Origin of the sequence: Kribbella sp. NPDC050470 (assembly GCF_044458365.1) — a bacterium.
Classification (GTDB): domain Bacteria; phylum Actinomycetota; class Actinomycetes; order Propionibacteriales; family Kribbellaceae; genus Kribbella.
The window spans coordinates 276440-291245 of record NZ_JBITHV010000002.1; the positions used below are offsets into that span (position 1 = coordinate 276440).

Below are 14806 nucleotides of genomic sequence, written 5' to 3' on the forward strand. Positions count from 1 at the left end.
GGAATCGACGGCGGGTGAGGTCGTCGTGCCGCCCCGGCTCGAACCGCGCGTCATGCCGTCACCTCCTCGGCGGCCGCATGGCCGAGCTCGCTCCGCCGATCAGCGGGGTCGTCCGACTCACTCGCGTCCTGGAACAGCTGGTGGAGCTGCTTGCGGAGCAGCTGCAGCTCGGGATCCTGGTCGAGGTCGCGGGGACGAGGCGCCTCGACGGCCACCTGGCGCAGGATGCGCGTTGGTTTGTTCGAGAAGACGATCACCTTGTCGGCCAGGAAGAGCGCCTCGTCGAGGTCGTGCGTGACGAAGAGGATCGTCTTGCTTGTGCGCTGCCAGAGGTCGACGATCTCGTTGCGCAGCTCGTGCTTGGTCCGGATGTCGAGTGCCGACAGCGGCTCGTCCATGAAGACCACGTGGGGGTCCATGGCCAGTGCTCTGGCGAAGGCCACCCGCTGACGCTCGCCGCCACTGAGCACTCCTGGGTACTTCTGTGCCGCATCGGCGAGACCGACGAGCGCGAGCTTCGCAACCGCGGTGGCCCGCCGGTCGGCCTTCGACCCGCCCACGCCGCGAAGGTCCATGCCCACCATGACGTTGCCGAGAACCGTTCGCCAGGGAAGCAGGCGCGGCTGCTGGAACACGTAGGCCAGGTCGCGCCAAGTGTCTTTCGGGGGTCGGCCGCCCACCTCGACGTCGCCCTCGTCGAAGTCGAGTAGGTCACCGAGGATGCGCAGCGTTGTCGACTTGCCGCAGCCGCTCGGGCCGAGCAGGCACACGAAATCGCCGGCATCGACGTCGAACGAGACCCTGTCCAGAACGAGTTCGTCGCCGAACGTGGTGACGACGGATGCGAAACGGATCGCCGGCTCGTTCGAGACGCGAGTCGGCGTCGGACGGCCGGGGTCGCTCTCGATCATGTCACGACCTTTCAGTGGTGTGGGTCATCGTGATGACCTCGTTCGACAACGGTCGTCCACGCTGGCTGTCTGCGTCATCGACCGTCCGACCCGGCTCGGCCGGTCGATGCAGGCAGCACTGCCTGGGACGCAAGCCCCGCATCCGCCAGGACATCTGTCGCGTGCCCTCGGGGTCCGGTTTTCCTACGGTGGATCGACACGTTCCTGGCTCCTGGCCGACCTCCGATCGGAGCAGCTCATGACAGGCCCGACGGCACTGTTCGGCGGCCTCACACCGGCCTCACACCGCGCGGTCGGCCGCCGCGAGTTCTTGGACGTGATGGCCTGCCTGCCGGCCCCCGTGACGGTCGTCACCGCGATGTCGGTGGGCGGACGGCCACGGGGCACCACCGTCAGCGCTGTTACCTCGCTGTCCTTGGATCCCCCGATGGTTGCGATCGCCTTGGACTTCCAGTCATCCCTGCTGCCCACGATCAGCTCCTCAGGACGGTTCGCGGTCAACGTGCTGTCGACCGAACAGGTGCACGTCGCCAGAGCCTTCGCATCCAAGCGGGCTGACCGGTTCGCGGGCGTTCGCTGGCACGAGTCCGCCGGGCTACCGCGCCTGGATGGGGTGGTGGGCTGGCTCGTGGCCTCACTGGACGCCGTCGTCCCTGGGGGCGATCATCGAATCGTCATCGGCAGCGTCGAGGAGGCCGCCGTCGGTCTCGACGGTCCGCCACTGGTCTACGCCGGGCGCCGATTCGCGAGCCACACGCCGCTCGACGTCGTTGGTGATCCTGGCTCGACCGACCTCTGACTACGGACGCCGTGGGAGGAGGATCGGGACCGTCTGCGAAGCAGGGAGCAGTGATGGACGAGCCGTCGGACGCCGAGGCTACGCCGGCAGCGGCCGAGATGAGCCCTGAGCGGCTTGGGCTCGGCACCCTGGCAGAACTCGTGCGGGCGTCGATGGACGGTATCGCCGTACTCGACGAACGCGGCCGGTTGGTCTACATCAATCCGTCCGGCAGTCGTATTCTCGGCCGCCGCGCCGAGCAGCTCGTCGGCCGGACAGGCCCGTTCCTCACCACCCTGCGGCTCGGCCGGACGACGCCCTCGGAGGCGTCGGGTGAGGTGACAGCCCATTCGGTCGGCTACCACCGCCCAGACGGGTCAGAACGGGAGCTGGAGTACTCGCAGAGCTCCTTCCATGCCGAGGGTCGCGGGCTGGTGATCGTCACCTTCCGAGACGTCACCGAGAGCCAGGTCCAGGCACGCAGGGTCGCGGCATTCGCCCGCACCGCTTCCAGCATCGCGTTCGCCGAGTCGCTCCAAGCAGCCCTGGACCGGGTCGCTTCGGAGGTCTTCCACGCCACCGGCGTCGCCGGCTGCGCCGTCGTACCCGTCGACCCCGAGTCCCGGATCGCCACCGTGTCCGGCACGGCCGGCCTGCCCGAGGACTACGCGGCACGGGTCGAGGAGTGCCGCCGCCTCGGAGCGCCGCTGGCGGTCTACCGGGTCTTCGAGTTGCAGCGACCCATCGTCTGGCCCGACTGGCGCCGGGAGGTGCTCGGCGATCCCCGGTGGGCTCCGCTGCACGACGTGCTACGGCAGGCGAACTGGGGTGCGTTCGTCGCGGTACCGATGCTGGTTCGCGGCCGACCCGTTGGCGTGCTCACCGTGTTCTATCGCGAGACCTACGAGCCCGGTGAGGCCGACGTCGCGTTCCTCAGCGCCATGGCGGACCATGCCGCCGTGGCCGTGGAGAATGCCCGGATGTTCGATGAGCTCGAACGCCACACCGCCTTGGAGGAGCGGCACAGGCTTGCCCGCGAGCTGCACGACTCGATCAGCCAGGCGCTGTTCGCCATGACCATGACCGCACGCGCGGTGGAGCTTGCGGCGCAGCGCCGGGGTCTGGCGCCTGACGACCCGATCGAACTGGGCGTTGCCGAGCTGCGCGACCTGACCCAAGGCGCGCTGGCCGAGATGCGGGCGCTGATCTTCCAGCTCCGCCCCGGAGCCCTGCACGAGGAGGGACTTGTCGCAGGCATTCGCCGCCACGCCGCCGCCGTCGCAGCCCGTGAACGTCTCGACATCAGCGTCGAAGGGCCCGACGACGCGCTGCCGTTGGACGAGGCCACGGAGAACGAGCTGTTCCGGATGGTGCAGGAAGCACTCCACAACGTCGTCAAGCATGCCCAGGCGAGCCATGTGGGCGTCGAGATTCGAGAGGATCCCACCGAGCCCGGATCCCTGTTCGTCCAGGTCTCGGACGACGGTGTCGGTTTCGACCCCGACGCGGACTATCCCGGCCACCTGGGGCTGAGGACGATGCGCGAACGGATCGAGGGTCTTGGCGGCCGCATCGTGATCGACAGCACTCCTGGTGTGTCGACGGTCGTCCGCGCGGTGGCGCCGGGCGCGCTCACGTCGCCGTGACCGACCGTGACGAGCGCTTCCGGTGCGCCCACTCTGACGTCGTCTGGTCGTAGAGGATTCCTGGACGCGAGAGGAGGTCGAGGTCGGCCGGTCCCTGCAAGGTATCGAAACCGTCGTATCGCGCGCGCAGGTCCAACACGGAGCGCAACGCGGCCTGGCCGACCATTCCATCGGCAACCAGCCCGTGACGAGGGTCGACGTACGGAGAGTAGAGGCCCTCGGCCATCCGGCTGGTCACGCCGAGCTCGGAGGCAAGCAGCTCGACGGCGTCCTCCCGGTGCGCCGGGTCCAGGCACCAGGCCACTGCGTCGAGGTATGCGACGGTAAACGCTGCCGCGATGTCCGCATGCTCTTCCAACCATGCAGACAGGGAGCTGAAGACAGTCCCGAGGTACGGCCGAGCCACCGAACCAACCTGGTCCAGAACCGTGCACCCTCGACGGACGGCCTGCAGCTCGAACCCGTTCGACAGCAGGGTAAGGCTGCATTGGCCGTTCAGCAGGTGCTCTGCCCGCGCTGCCACACCGCCGACTTCGTGCACCGTGTAGTCACGGTCACGGAACATGCCATGGCGCTCGAGCAGTGCGTAGGCGACGAAGGCGAAGCCCGAGTCCGCCGAGTCGACCGCGAGCACCCGGTGGCGTACAGCGTCCACAGCGGTCGCCCCGGGCTCGCCGACGAGGACCAGGTTCATCCCGCTGTCGGCCGCAAGGAACGCCGTCACGGCGAGCCGTCGCCCCAGCGGGTTGGTCTCGTTGACCCGGTAGGCGGCCAGGTTGTCGGGGGATGTCTGGATGACGTCGTAGCTGCCGTCCGCGAGCGCACTCATCTGCTGGCGCGACGAGTGCACACGCTCAACGCACACATCCAAGCCCTGATCAGCGAAGTAGCCAAGGCGCCGACCAACGGCCAACGGGAGACTCGCGGCGAATACCCCGAGCATCAAGGAACGCAGGCTGGTCCGCCCGTCATCCTTCAACTGACACCTCCAGGTGGTTCAGAAGGTTCCACGTTGCTCAGAAGTTCTGCGTCGTTGGCCCGGGCCGTCCACCCGGCGGCTCGTTCGCGGCCTCCGTCAGGACGCCCACGAGGAGCTCCGGGGAGATGCCCTTGTCGACGAAGAACACCGCCCCGGCCGACAGTGCGGCCCCTCGAAAGCTGCTCTGACCGCTGATTGCGATGACAGGCGCCCCGATGTCGTGGCTCAGGGCATCGATAAGGCCCAGGCCTGTGTCGGCATCGGGTAGCAGCACATCGACCAGGGCGACTCTGGGATGTCGCTCCTCGGCACTCCTCACCGCCGCCTCGGCATCCCCCGCCTCCCCGACCACCCTGAAGCCGGGCCACGCAGTGAGTAGCCGGACGACCGCCTGGCGAACTCGTAGATCGTCGTCGACGACGAGGACGTCCACGTCGGCTCTGCCCCCATTGCGCACGGTCGCCCTCCGAGTCCTTGCCTTGACACCTGGTCAGTCAACCAGTCCCGTGGGTCGCTGACGACCGGCGTGTGACCAGTGATCATGGCGACATCGGGCGCAGTCGACGTACGTCAGATGTCGCGGACGTCAGGGCGCGTCAAGCCGGCTACGGCGAGGGTACAAGTCCTTCCCGAATGGCCCAGAGGGCTGCTTGCGTCCGTGACGTGAGTCCGAGCTTCAGCAGCACGTTGCTCACGTGGGTTCGGGCAGTGCGCTCACTGATCGTCAGGCTGTCGGCGATCTCCAGGTTTGACTTGCCCTGGGCAACGAGCATCAGGACCTCGCGTTCCCGAGCGGTCAGTGTCGCCTGCGAGCCTCGTCCCGAACGAAGTGACTGGGTCAGCTTGCGCGCGACCGCAGGGTCGAGATGGACCTCGCCGGCGTGGGCCGCGCGGACGGCTGCTGCTACCTCGTCGGCCTCGGCGTCCTTCAGGAGATAGCCGGCCGCTCCGGCCTCGAGGGCTGCGTGCACCCTCTCCGCCTCGCTGAAGCTCGTGAGCGCGACGACCTCGATCTCCGGACTGTCCTTCTTGATGGCAGCGATCGCACTGATCCCGTCGAGCCGAGGCATGACGAGATCCATCAGTACTACGTCAGGCGCCTGCCCGTGGGCCGCCAGCACACGTAGTTCGTCAACGGCCGACTGCCCGTCGGCCGCCTCGCCGACGACGGCCATGTCAGGGATCACGTCGAAGAACGCCCGCATTCCCCGGCGCACGACCGCGTGGTCGTCGACGACGAAGATGGTGATTGCCTCCGTCGAGCCGGCCGGCGTGGTCATAGCTCTCCTCCGGTCTTCACGCGTACCTGACGCGCCCGTCGAGTGACGGTCCGAAGCGCTCGGTCATGTCCTGCTCACCATCACCACGGCGTGAGGTGCATCCAGACTAACGCCGGCGAACTGCGAGTGTCATGAGCGCATGCGGCGGATTCCCCCAGACGAAACGCCGCCCGGCCATCCCGGCCACGGAGGCGAGGAGGCCGACGTGAACCTGGTTCGCAATGGCGGTAGCCGGGACATGTGTCGCAGACGGCCTTGTGCAGATCGGCGAGGAAGGGCAGCGAAAAGGGACCAAGACAACGGGCCGCACGACTGATGCGCCGGCCACAGGTGAGGCGCAACCTGAGGACCAGGGGCATGGAGGTGCCGTTGCCATGAACATTCAAGACGTGAGGCCTGACGTCCTCGAGGCCGCCTGCAGGCTGTTGATGGATCTGGCCCGAGACGAAGAAGACACCGCGGCCGACGCTGCCGCCAAGGTGCCGTACTGGAGCGCCTGGCCCATGTCGGTAACCGAGCATTGGGCTGCCGCTCGAGCCCTTCGCGGGGCGATCGACCGACTCCAAGTACTTGCTCGGGCTCACTCGACTCCGACAGATTCCGCGTGACTTCACGGGAGCTCTCGGAAGGCCATGACGGGCCACGACTCCGGAGGGCTCCGGAGGTTCTGGATGGAACGGAAGTGTTGACGATGCTCTATTGGGACTCCGACGCACCGGGTGGCGGCGTGCGCTACCCAGCCAACGGTTCTGACAGCGACGGCCATTCAGGGCGTGAAGAGGTGAACCACGCAACGGGAATCAGGACCGCGGATCCCACTGTGAGGGTCCGCGTCTGGTTCGGCCGGTCCGCGATCGTGAACTACACGACCAGGCGTAGCGCAGCGTCATCCCAAGCCGTCGGCCTCAGCCGACGGTTCACCGGTCTGCGCGTGACCATCGAACCGGCCGAACCAATGGACGTGGAATGCTGATATGAGCAAGCAAACGTCACTGGCTCTCGACTACGTGCGAAGGCATCCCTGGGCGACCAGTACGGTCTGCGTCATCACGAGCGCATCCATCCGCCGTCGACACAGAGGGTCTGTCCGGTGATGAACGCGGCGTCGTCCGAGGCGAGGAACGATACCGGTCCAGCGAGGTCCTTCGGCTCCTGGGTTCGTTTGATCGCCTGCTGTTGAGCAAGCGCGTCGAACCAGGCTGCGTGCGGGCCATGCGCTGTGGTCGCCGTGCGAACGAGCCCGGGCGCGACGGTGTTCACCGTGACGCCGTGCTCCCCGACCTCCGCAGCCAGCGAGCGCGAGAAGCCGATGACACCACCCTTGCTGGCGGTGTAGTGCGTGTTGAGTCCTATGCCGGAATGGAATGTTGTCGACGAAACGCTGATGACGCGACCCCAGCCGCGCTGGACCATACCCGGGACGAAAGCCTTGCCGAACAGGTAGATCGAGTCCAGGTTCACACTGAGGACTCGGCGCCATTCGGCCCAATCCATGGCCAGGAACGCAGTGAGCGGATAGATGCCCGCATTGTTCACCAGAACGTCCACCGGTCCGAACGCTCGCTCAACAGCGATGGCGAAGTCCTGCACCGAATCCGGCGCGGACACGTCACATATCGCGGCGAAGCCCTCGGCTCCGGTCTTTCCGATGAGACTGAGTGTCTCGTCGGCAGGCGACAAGTCGGCGACCGCCACCCGGTGGCCGTCGCCGGCGAGCCGTTCCGCCAGCGCCTGACCGATCCCGGCAGCGCCACCCGTCACGACGGCGACACGTCCGTGGGCACCAGGTGAGTTCATCCGAACACCGGTGCCAGGTCGAAGTACACGCGGTAGTCCTGGAAGAGCCCGTCGTCTCGGGCGGTCCAGATCGTCACGACCGGGATCGTGACGGTCGCTCCGTCCTTGCGAGCGTAGGTGACCGACAACTCGACGACGGTGTCGTTGCCGGCGGCCCACTCGTTCACGATCTCGTGCTTGATGCCGTCGATGGTCTTCAAGAAGTCGGCCGTTCCGGACTCGACCGCGCTGCGACCGACAAGCGCTGGATTGTTCCCGAAGGTGATCTTGCCGTCGGGTGCGAAGAACTCGGCAAACCCCTTGGCATCGAGACTGTCGACCACCTTGAAAACGGCCGTGGTGACCGGTCCGTTCGGCGGGGACGCCGTACCAGCGCGCTCTCGGCAGGCGGCGAGGGTCGTCCGTACGGCGTCGAGATAGTCGGCCTCCATCTGCGTCGCGAACTCCGTCTCCTCGGCGCTGCCGTCCTCGACACCGTCGACGACGATGCGGAAGGTGAAGGTGAGTCCGAGGTTCCCGCTCGAGTCGGTACCGATCTCGTTGTCGATCGTCCCCCGCGCGATACCGTGCGTCCGCACGAAGTGCACCCGCTTCCTGGGATAGAAAGTGACCACCTCACGGACCGGCCTGCCGACATGAATGATGTCGCGGACAAGGCCACCCTCGAATCGGTCGACCACCGTGCACTCGGTGATGCTCTTGACGTACGGCAGCGGGTTGGCCGCTTTGTCGACCAGACCCTCCCACACCTGGTCCAAGGACAGCTCCGGCTGCGACCCGTCGTTGACGGGAAGCGTGCGGCTGACGTCGATCATGGCTCCTCCAATTTGTCCCGAAGTGCATACACCTTCGCTCGAAGGTCCCCTCAGCTCACCCCTGCCGCACGCTGATTTCGCGGAGCGGAACGCGGGCCGCCTCAGACCCCGGCGCTTGGGTCAGCCCTGCAAGCGGGCTCGGCGGCAGGTACGACGTACGAGATCAGCGAACCATAGAAGGGAATCGCGTGCTGCGCGTACAGACCAGCCAACTCCTGGCCACCCGCGTGACGCCAGTCCCGCTGGAGTTCGGCCGCCACGGCGACCGTGCTGTTGAGGACGACACCGGCACCTTGCATGCGCGCGGCGGCGGCGTGCGAGGCCAGCGCGTTCCACGTGCCCGAAGCGTCCAGTACGGCGTGAGTCTGGTAGCCGGCGGCGACCGCGGACAACGCCGCGAACGTGACGCAGACGTCGGTGCTGATGCCGGCGATGATCAGCTGGTCACGACCGGTCGCCTGCACCGCCGCCGCGAACTGCTCGTTGTCAAAGGCATCGATCTCGCCCGGCCGGCGGAATCACCGAGGCGTCCGGTAGTACCTGGGCCAGCTCGGGCAAGAGGACGCCGTTCGGTCCGTCGTCGGCACTCGTCGTGATGACGACCGGCAGTTGGTACGCCTGAGCGACCCTCGCCAGGGCGATCACGTTGCGGCGGAGCTGCTCCTGATCATGGTCGTGCACGCCGAGCAGCAGGCCGACCTGATGGTCGACCAGAACCAGGGCGGCCAGGTCACGGGTCAGCCGCGCGGCGGGGTACGGATTCTCGCTCATCTCGATTTCCTCTCACTAAGGTGCGCTTTTAGCAGCAGGTTACTTCATAGCACCTGATGAGAAAAGTTCGAATCCCCGTACACTGGACGGGTGATCGAGCCGAGAGTTCCGCTGCACGCCTGCTCCTACACGGAGGAGGCGTTTGCCCTGCTCGGGAAGCGCTGGTCCGGCCTGCTGATCGATCTGCTGCTGCAGCGGCCTGCACGCTTCAACGAGCTCGCCGCGGCGCTGCCCGAGCTGTCCAAGCGAGTGCTGTCCGACCGCCTGACCGAGCTACAGGATGCCGGCCTGGTGCAGCGCGAGGTCTCCGAAGGACCGCCGGTGACGGTCACCTATCGGCTCACCGAGCGCGGCCGGGGTCTCGAACCCGCCATGGACGCACTCAGGATCTGGGCCGGCGCTCCCACGGACGCCGAGGGCAGACCCGTCCCCCACCAGGCCTGAGCAGTCCAGACCGGCTCAGCCCTGGTCTTCCAGGTTTGCCAGGAACGTCTCCGGAGGCATCGGGCACCAGACGGCCGGCGGGATGTCCCAGTCACTGGCCTTCCACGCCTCGGTGATCCGGTCCATATCGGTGCTGTACTCGATCCAGCTTCCCCACGGATCCCGGATGTAGTGGAACATGTTCGAGCCCAGCGTGTGCCGGCCGAGTCCCCAGCCCTCCTGATAGCCCCGCTCCTGCATCGTCCGTGCTCCGATTGCCAACTGGTCGAAGTTCGGGACTTCCCAGCTGGAGTGGTGCAGGCCGGGGTGTGTGCTCTGGATGAAGCCGAAGACGTGGTGATCCCCGGGGCCCGCATTGAGGAACGTGGCCATGCCCTTGATCCGGTCCGACAACCGAAGACCGAGTAGCTCGGTGTAGAACCGCTCGGACGCGGCCAGGCTCGACACGAAGATCAGCATGTGGCTCAGCCGGCGCGGTGATGCCGGCGCGTCCGCGGTCAGCCACCGGGCCTGGTCGAGGCGCTGGATGTCGTCACCGAAGTTGAACATCGAGTCCTCCGGCGCCGCCTTGCGCCAGGGCACGAGCTCGTCCTCCCGAAGGTTGACCTGTACGTCGTCCGGATCGGAGAACCACAGGCCGCCGTCGGCCGCCTGGATCGGCGCGTCGGCGAGCTTGACGCCGGCCGATTCCAGCCGTCGCTGCCAGTCCGGCAACGACCCGGCCTCCACGGCGAACGACACGAACCGCAGCTGTTTGCGCTGCCCCTCGCTGAGAACGGCCTGATCCATCCCACGCCCGTCACAACGCACCACCAGCGCGTCGTCGCGCTCGCGAACCGCGAGTCCGAAGTCGGTGTAGAAAGCGTGGCCGACTTCGAGCGAGGGCACCTGGAGCCCGTAGTGCAGCAGACCCTTGACTCTCATCGTCGGTCTCCCATCTGACGGCGTAGTGCTTGTGTAGACACTTTGCATGGAACAATCTGCGGAGGTGAAGACCCCGCCGGGCAAATTCCACCCTCCGGAATCGTCCGCGGATCAGTCCAGGGTGCCGCTGACCATCGCCAGTGCCTGCACGACCGCACGCGCCGGCAGATCCACGGACAGATCGCGCAAGACTGTCATCGCGGTGTGCGAGAGATGCTCGGCCATCAGGCACCCCGACAGCATCGAGTCCGAACCACCGACCGCACGCAGGATCGCGACGTGCTCGCGATGGGCCCGCGCGAAAGAGTCCGGATGCCAGGCCTGGTACGTGAGCAGGTAGCGCTCGCTCTGTTCGCCGTACGACGTGATCGCCCGGGCCAGCGGGCCACCCGCCCGAGCGGTGCAGATCTGATGGAAGCGGCGGTGCAGACCGAGCCATTCGGGCATCGCCTGATCGCCGCGCGCCTCGTCCATCCGCCGCAACAGCGAGCGTCCCTCATCGATCTCGTCCGCCGACAAGCGGCCCGTCGTGACCCGGGCCCCCAGCGCCTCGAGCGCGATCCGGCTGGCATAGAGCTGATCCAGCTCGTCGGCGTCCAGGCCGCGGACTCGCGGTCGCTGATTCAGGTCGGCCTCGATCAGGCCCTCCTCCTGCAGCATCCGGAACGCTTCTCGCAGCGGGGTCCGGCTGACCTCGAAGATCCGCGCGAGCTCGGCCTGTTTGAGGATCGTGCCGGGAGCCAGTGCGCCACTGGTGATCAGCCGGCGCAGATGGGCGTGCAGGTCGAGGCTGGTCGTCCGAGGGTCGCGGATCATCGGCTTCCCCAGCGAGGCGATGACGCTGCTTTCACTCATGCCGTGCTCCTCCTCGAGATCGCCGCCAGACTCTCGGCCTTGACAGGATAGCGCAAAGTGTGTGCACTTTGAGGCCAAATGAGAGGGGCACAATGTCCGATCACCCGTGGGCGCTGGTGCAGTACGCCATTCCCGATGATCCGGGCGGCTCGACGTACCTCGGCGTCTTGGTCGACGGCGCCGTTCGCGCGGCACCGGACGACTTCCGCAGCGCCGGCCTGATGGACGCGCTGAGCCGCTGGGATGATCATGCTCCGGCCTTGCGGAGGCTCGACGTCTCGAGCCTCGTACCGGTGCCTGATGGCGTTCTGATCGCTCCGTTGACCTATCCGCGCAAGGTCATCTGCGCCGGTGCGAACTACTACAGCCACGCGCAGGAGATGGGCACCCAGCCGCCCGATCCGGACGGCGAGCCGTTCTTCTTCCTCAAGCCCCCGACCACAACGATCGTCGGGCCGTGGGACGAGGTGGCCCTGCCCGACGGAGAATCGAACGTCGATTGGGAAGCCGAGCTCGCCGTGGTCATCGGCCGCGGAGGCAGGGACATCTCTGCTGCCGAAGCGCTCGATCACGTCGCCGGCTACGCGGTCGCCAACGATCTGTCGGCCCGTGGCCTCTTCCCGCGCACCGACGCGGTCTTCCCGCCGTTCGACTGGGACTGGCTTCGCCACAAGGGGTTCGACGGCTTCTGCCCGCTCGGGCCCGGCGTGGTCCCGAGCTGGCTCATCGAGGACCCTCACGACCTCGGCCTGCGGCTGTCGGTGAACGGACAGCTCAAACAGGACGGAACGACCGCCGACATGGTGGTGCCGATCCCCCGCCTGATCGCGGCCGCCAGCCGGATCCTGACACTGGAGCCCGGTGACGTCATCCTCACCGGCACGCCGGCCGGAGTCGGCATGCCGCGGCACACGTTCCTCTGCCCGGGCGACGTCGTGGTCACCGAGATCGAGCGCATCGGACGCCTCGAGAACCGCATGGTGAAACCATGACCACACAGGAGGGAATCCGCAGCGAGACTGCACGGTGGCCGGCGCTCCGGACCCCGGGCAGCACGATGACCGCGACCGTGTTCCACGAGTTCGGGTCACCTGACGTACTACAGCCGCACTCGCTGCCGGTGCCACACCCCCTGCCGGGCGAGGTCCTGGTGCAGGTCGCCGCGGTGAGCGTCGGCCGCCTGCTGGACCTGTCGGCCCGTGCGGGCACGCATCCCTATGCTCGTTTCACATTCCCGCACGTTCTCGGGGCCGAGCATGCAGGCGTCGTCGCCGCTGTCGGGGCGGACGTCACCGACCTCGAGGTCGGACAGCAGGTCGCGACATTCCCCGTCATCACCTGCGGCGAGTGCTCTGTGTGCCGCCAGGGGCGCGACGAACTCTGCCGGCGACTGGAGATCATCGGTACCCACCGACCAGGGGCGTACGCCGAGTACGTCGCCGTACCGGCAACGAACCTCCACCCGGTGCCCGCGGGGATCGACCCGGTCACCGCGTGCGCGCTCGCACTCGGTGGCGCCGTGGCCATGAACCAGCTGACCCAGGCGGGCCTGAGACCTGGCAGCTGGGTCGTGGTGCAAGCAGCGCCGTCCGCACTCGGAAGCATCACCGCGCTGCTGGCCCAGCAGCTCGGGGCAAACGTGGTGGCGACCTCCCGCGTTGCAGGCAAGCGAGCCCAGTTGCGGCAGCTCGGCTTCGAGCACGTGCTCGACGGCACCGCGGCCGACTTCGCCGACCGGATCCTCGACCTGACCGGCGGCGTCGGAGCCGACATCGTCGTAGACGACATCGGTGATCCGCGGTTGTGGCGCAACAGCCAAGCTGCGTTGGGGCGCGGTGGGGTGCTGGTGTCCAGTGGTGCGTTCCGGGGTGCCGAGGTTCCAGTGAATCTGCAACGCCTGTACTCGATGGGCCAGCAGGTCCTCGGCGTACGGACCGGTAACAAGGCCAGCAGCCGCCGGCTCTGGGACGAGGTCGCGCGGGGGTTCCGGCCTCCGGTGGCGGCGACCTTCGGGCTTTCCGAGGCAGCTGCGGCGCACCGGTATCTGGAGGATGATCTGAATGTCGGCCGGGTCGTACTGGTCGTCGGATCCTGATACCGAGGCGCTGATGCCATCACCCGAGGTGGTCTCGTCGGCCGAGAACGCGCTTGTGCTCGTCGCGGCCCTCAGCGAGCGCGGCCGACTACGCGTGGCAGACGCGGCTCAACTTCTCTCGGTCACTCCACCGACGGCGCACCGGTTGCTGTCCACCCTGAAGCGGCTGCGGTTCGCGGAGCAGGACCGGCAGCGGGTCTACTTTCCGGGCCCGCTACTGAAGCAACTCGGTGTCCCGCAGGAGCGTCGCGCCAACCTCGGTAGCGTCGCGCATCCACACCTGGCTGCGCTCTCCACCGAGACCGAGGAGACAGTGCACCTGGTCACACTCGAAGGCAACGGCTCCCGCTTCGTCGACGGCGTCGAGAGTACGCACGCACTCCGCGTCGGCAGCCGGGTCGGTCTCCTGCTTCCGGCGCACACCACCTCGGGCGGCAAGGTCCTCCTCGCGTGCCTGACGGACGCCGAGCTGACGGCCCTGTATCCAACAGGCCAGGTGCCGATGCGCGACGGCTCGGTCCGCGACCTGGCCGCCCTCCGTCGCGAGCTGTCAGCCGTACGCCGGAACGGCTACGCCCTCAACCTCGAGGAAAGCGAGAGAGGCGTCAACGCGATCGGAATCCCCGTGACGGGCCATCACGGCAAGGCAGTCGCGGCCCTGGTCCTGGCATGCCCGTCGATCCGTTCGAGTCGCCGGACGCTCGTCTCGTACCTGCCGAGCATGCAGGCGACCGCTGCCGCAATCGCCCGCGGACTCCCGCGCCTACGATCCGGCGAGGGACTTCAGAGCTGAACTCCGAGCAGCAGTGGACGAGGTCCGTCGCGGACGCCAGTACACGGCCCGCTGCGTGAGTGCCAGCAGGAACGCGACGATCGCCGCCGCGGTGAGTACCCACGCGGGTGGCCCGATGATCGCAACGACCACCGCCGCAGCTGCACCGAGTGCGGTGCCGAGGGCCTTCTCCCTGATCCGCTCGCGTCTGCCCATCAGGATGTACATGACCAGGATGCGGATCGGCTCGGGTGCCCAGTAGGGCCCGGTCCACGACATGGCCACCCCGAGGGCAGCAGCCGCACCGAGGACTGCGCCGAATGCGACAGCGATGAGGGCAGTGACCGGCAGTGACTACCGATCACCCTCGATTACCGGCGGCGCGCCGAACCGACGAGCGATGACGACGCCGTACACCGTTCCGATCGCCACGATGGCGCCGAAGGTCAGTGCGGCCGTTCCTGTCGACACCGGGGTAGTGAACGTTGCGGCATATGAACCGACTAACAGAGCGCCGAACCAGCCAGCCCGGAATCCTGCGCCCGCGACAACTCCCGTAGCCGCAAGCAGCGCCGCCCACCACCAGTCGTACGCCGTCCAAGCTGCCAGGCCGCCACGACACCGAGTGCAGGAGCCAGGTAAGCAATCCGTTGAGTCCCACCGAGTTTGGCTCCGAGCACTCCCCACAACACACCGGTGAACGACGCCGAGACGCCGAACTCGCCCACGAGCGCGCCAA

At 67.4% G+C, this 14806-nt stretch carries 17 protein-coding genes; 6 read left to right on the top strand and 11 right to left on the bottom strand.

From position 1 onward, the window contains the following. Window positions 1-50: 50 nt before the first annotated feature. Window positions 51-911 (bottom strand): ABC transporter ATP-binding protein, encoded by an 861-nt coding sequence (locus ACIBGM_RS05930; RefSeq protein WP_360526645.1) that lies wholly within the window; start codon window positions 909-911, stop codon window positions 51-53. Window positions 912-1149: 238 nt separating this feature from the next. Here ACIBGM_RS05930 and ACIBGM_RS05935 point away from each other — a divergent pair, with 238 nt between their 5' ends. Next, window positions 1150-1710: a flavin reductase family protein gene (locus tag ACIBGM_RS05935; RefSeq protein ID WP_360526648.1), complete on the top strand. Its 561-nt coding sequence runs from the start codon at window positions 1150-1152 to the stop codon at window positions 1708-1710. A 53-nt stretch (window positions 1711-1763) separates the two neighbouring features. Continuing rightward, window positions 1764-3335: a GAF domain-containing protein gene (locus ACIBGM_RS05940; protein ID WP_360526651.1), complete on the top strand. Its 1572-nt coding sequence runs from the start codon at window positions 1764-1766 to the stop codon at window positions 3333-3335. Here ACIBGM_RS05940 and ACIBGM_RS05945 read toward each other — a convergent pair. The 7 genes from ACIBGM_RS05945 to ACIBGM_RS05975 all read right to left on the bottom strand — a co-directional run bounded on the left by ACIBGM_RS05945 (window position 3322) and on the right by ACIBGM_RS05975 (window position 8977). After that, window positions 3322-4278: an ABC transporter substrate-binding protein gene (locus ACIBGM_RS05945; protein ID WP_360526699.1), complete on the bottom strand. Its 957-nt coding sequence runs from the start codon at window positions 4276-4278 to the stop codon at window positions 3322-3324. The genes ACIBGM_RS05940 and ACIBGM_RS05945 overlap by 14 nt on opposite strands. Window positions 4279-4351: 73 nt before the next feature. Further along, complete coding sequence (locus ACIBGM_RS05950) at window positions 4352-4747, bottom strand: response regulator transcription factor (protein ID WP_360526654.1); 396 nt, start codon at window positions 4745-4747, stop codon at window positions 4352-4354. 172 nt (window positions 4748-4919) lie between these two features. After that, entirely contained in the window at window positions 4920-5594 is a 675-nt protein-coding gene (locus ACIBGM_RS05955) for a response regulator transcription factor (protein WP_360526657.1), read from the bottom strand. Between the two features lie 1047 nt (window positions 5595-6641). Beyond that, entirely contained in the window at window positions 6642-7391 is a 750-nt protein-coding gene (locus ACIBGM_RS05960; protein WP_396384630.1) for an SDR family NAD(P)-dependent oxidoreductase, read from the bottom strand. Next, window positions 7388-8206 carry an AtaL-like protein gene (locus tag ACIBGM_RS05965; protein WP_396384631.1) on the bottom strand — a complete coding sequence of 273 codons (819 nt, stop codon included), beginning with the start codon at window positions 8204-8206 and terminating at the stop codon, window positions 7388-7390. Before ACIBGM_RS05965 ends, ACIBGM_RS05960 begins: the two co-directional genes overlap by 4 nt. 101 nt (window positions 8207-8307) lie before the next feature. Further along, on the bottom strand, window positions 8308-8670 hold the full coding sequence (locus tag ACIBGM_RS05970; RefSeq protein ID WP_396384632.1) for an isochorismatase family protein: 363 nt from the start codon (window positions 8668-8670) through the stop codon (window positions 8308-8310). A 22-nt stretch (window positions 8671-8692) separates the two neighbouring features. Further along, on the bottom strand, window positions 8693-8977 hold the full coding sequence (locus ACIBGM_RS05975; protein ID WP_396384633.1) for a hypothetical protein: 285 nt from the start codon (window positions 8975-8977) through the stop codon (window positions 8693-8695). Between the two features lie 90 nt (window positions 8978-9067). Between ACIBGM_RS05975 and ACIBGM_RS05980 the strand changes: the two genes are divergently transcribed. Beyond that, complete coding sequence (locus ACIBGM_RS05980; protein WP_360526669.1) at window positions 9068-9421, top strand: helix-turn-helix domain-containing protein; 354 nt, start codon at window positions 9068-9070, stop codon at window positions 9419-9421. Window positions 9422-9436: 15 nt separating this feature from the next. On the opposite strand, the gene ACIBGM_RS05985 is transcribed toward ACIBGM_RS05980, so the two are convergent. After that, window positions 9437-10345 (bottom strand): VOC family protein, encoded by a 909-nt coding sequence (locus tag ACIBGM_RS05985; RefSeq protein WP_396384634.1) that lies wholly within the window; start codon window positions 10343-10345, stop codon window positions 9437-9439. Window positions 10346-10456: 111 nt separating this feature from the next. Further along, window positions 10457-11200, bottom strand: coding sequence for a GntR family transcriptional regulator (locus ACIBGM_RS05990; protein WP_396384635.1), 744 nt, complete (start codon window positions 11198-11200; stop codon window positions 10457-10459). Between the two features lie 92 nt (window positions 11201-11292). On the opposite strand from ACIBGM_RS05990, the gene ACIBGM_RS05995 reads away from it, so the two are divergent. Genes ACIBGM_RS05995 through ACIBGM_RS06005 form a run of 3 tightly spaced genes read left to right on the top strand, consistent with a single transcriptional unit; the run spans window position 11293 to window position 14088 of the window. Further along, complete coding sequence (locus ACIBGM_RS05995) at window positions 11293-12192, top strand: fumarylacetoacetate hydrolase family protein (protein WP_396384636.1); 900 nt, start codon at window positions 11293-11295, stop codon at window positions 12190-12192. Beyond that, on the top strand, window positions 12189-13295 hold the full coding sequence (locus ACIBGM_RS06000; protein WP_360526681.1) for an alcohol dehydrogenase catalytic domain-containing protein: 1107 nt from the start codon (window positions 12189-12191) through the stop codon (window positions 13293-13295). Before ACIBGM_RS05995 ends, ACIBGM_RS06000 begins: the two co-directional genes overlap by 4 nt. Next, window positions 13261-14088 (top strand): IclR family transcriptional regulator, encoded by an 828-nt coding sequence (locus ACIBGM_RS06005; RefSeq protein WP_396384637.1) that lies wholly within the window; start codon window positions 13261-13263, stop codon window positions 14086-14088. Before ACIBGM_RS06000 ends, ACIBGM_RS06005 begins: the two co-directional genes overlap by 35 nt. Here ACIBGM_RS06005 and ACIBGM_RS06010 read toward each other — a convergent pair. After that, a complete protein-coding gene (locus ACIBGM_RS06010) occupies window positions 14059-14418 on the bottom strand; it encodes an FUSC family protein (protein WP_396384911.1) in 360 nt (119 codons plus the stop codon). The two genes, ACIBGM_RS06005 and ACIBGM_RS06010, sit on opposite strands and share 30 nt — an antisense overlap. Between the last annotated feature and the right edge of the window lie 388 nt (window positions 14419-14806).

Excerpts from the sequence above, each read along its gene's own strand:
- ACIBGM_RS05930 (WP_360526645.1), bottom strand. The coding sequence starts at position 911 with ATGATCGAGAGCGACCCCGGCCGTCCGACGCCGACTCGCGTCTCGAAC.
- ACIBGM_RS05935 (WP_360526648.1), top strand. The coding sequence starts at position 1,150 with ATGACAGGCCCGACGGCACTGTTCGGCGGCCTCACACCGGCCTCACAC.
- ACIBGM_RS05940 (WP_360526651.1), top strand. The coding sequence starts at position 1,764 with ATGGACGAGCCGTCGGACGCCGAGGCTACGCCGGCAGCGGCCGAGATG.
- ACIBGM_RS05945 (WP_360526699.1), bottom strand. The coding sequence starts at position 4,278 with ATGCTCGGGGTATTCGCCGCGAGTCTCCCGTTGGCCGTTGGTCGGCGC.
- ACIBGM_RS05955 (WP_360526657.1), bottom strand. The coding sequence starts at position 5,594 with ATGACCACGCCGGCCGGCTCGACGGAGGCAATCACCATCTTCGTCGTC.
- ACIBGM_RS05960 (WP_396384630.1), bottom strand. The coding sequence starts at position 7,391 with ATGAACTCACCTGGTGCCCACGGACGTGTCGCCGTCGTGACGGGTGGC.
- ACIBGM_RS05965 (WP_396384631.1), bottom strand. The coding sequence starts at position 8,206 with ATGATCGACGTCAGCCGCACGCTTCCCGTCAACGACGGGTCGCAGCCG.
- ACIBGM_RS05975 (WP_396384633.1), bottom strand. The coding sequence starts at position 8,977 with ATGAGCGAGAATCCGTACCCCGCCGCGCGGCTGACCCGTGACCTGGCC.
- ACIBGM_RS05985 (WP_396384634.1), bottom strand. The coding sequence starts at position 10,345 with ATGAGAGTCAAGGGTCTGCTGCACTACGGGCTCCAGGTGCCCTCGCTC.
- ACIBGM_RS05990 (WP_396384635.1), bottom strand. The coding sequence starts at position 11,200 with ATGAGTGAAAGCAGCGTCATCGCCTCGCTGGGGAAGCCGATGATCCGC.
- ACIBGM_RS05995 (WP_396384636.1), top strand. The coding sequence starts at position 11,293 with ATGTCCGATCACCCGTGGGCGCTGGTGCAGTACGCCATTCCCGATGAT.
- ACIBGM_RS06000 (WP_360526681.1), top strand. The coding sequence starts at position 12,189 with ATGACCACACAGGAGGGAATCCGCAGCGAGACTGCACGGTGGCCGGCG.
- ACIBGM_RS06005 (WP_396384637.1), top strand. The coding sequence starts at position 13,261 with ATGTCGGCCGGGTCGTACTGGTCGTCGGATCCTGATACCGAGGCGCTG.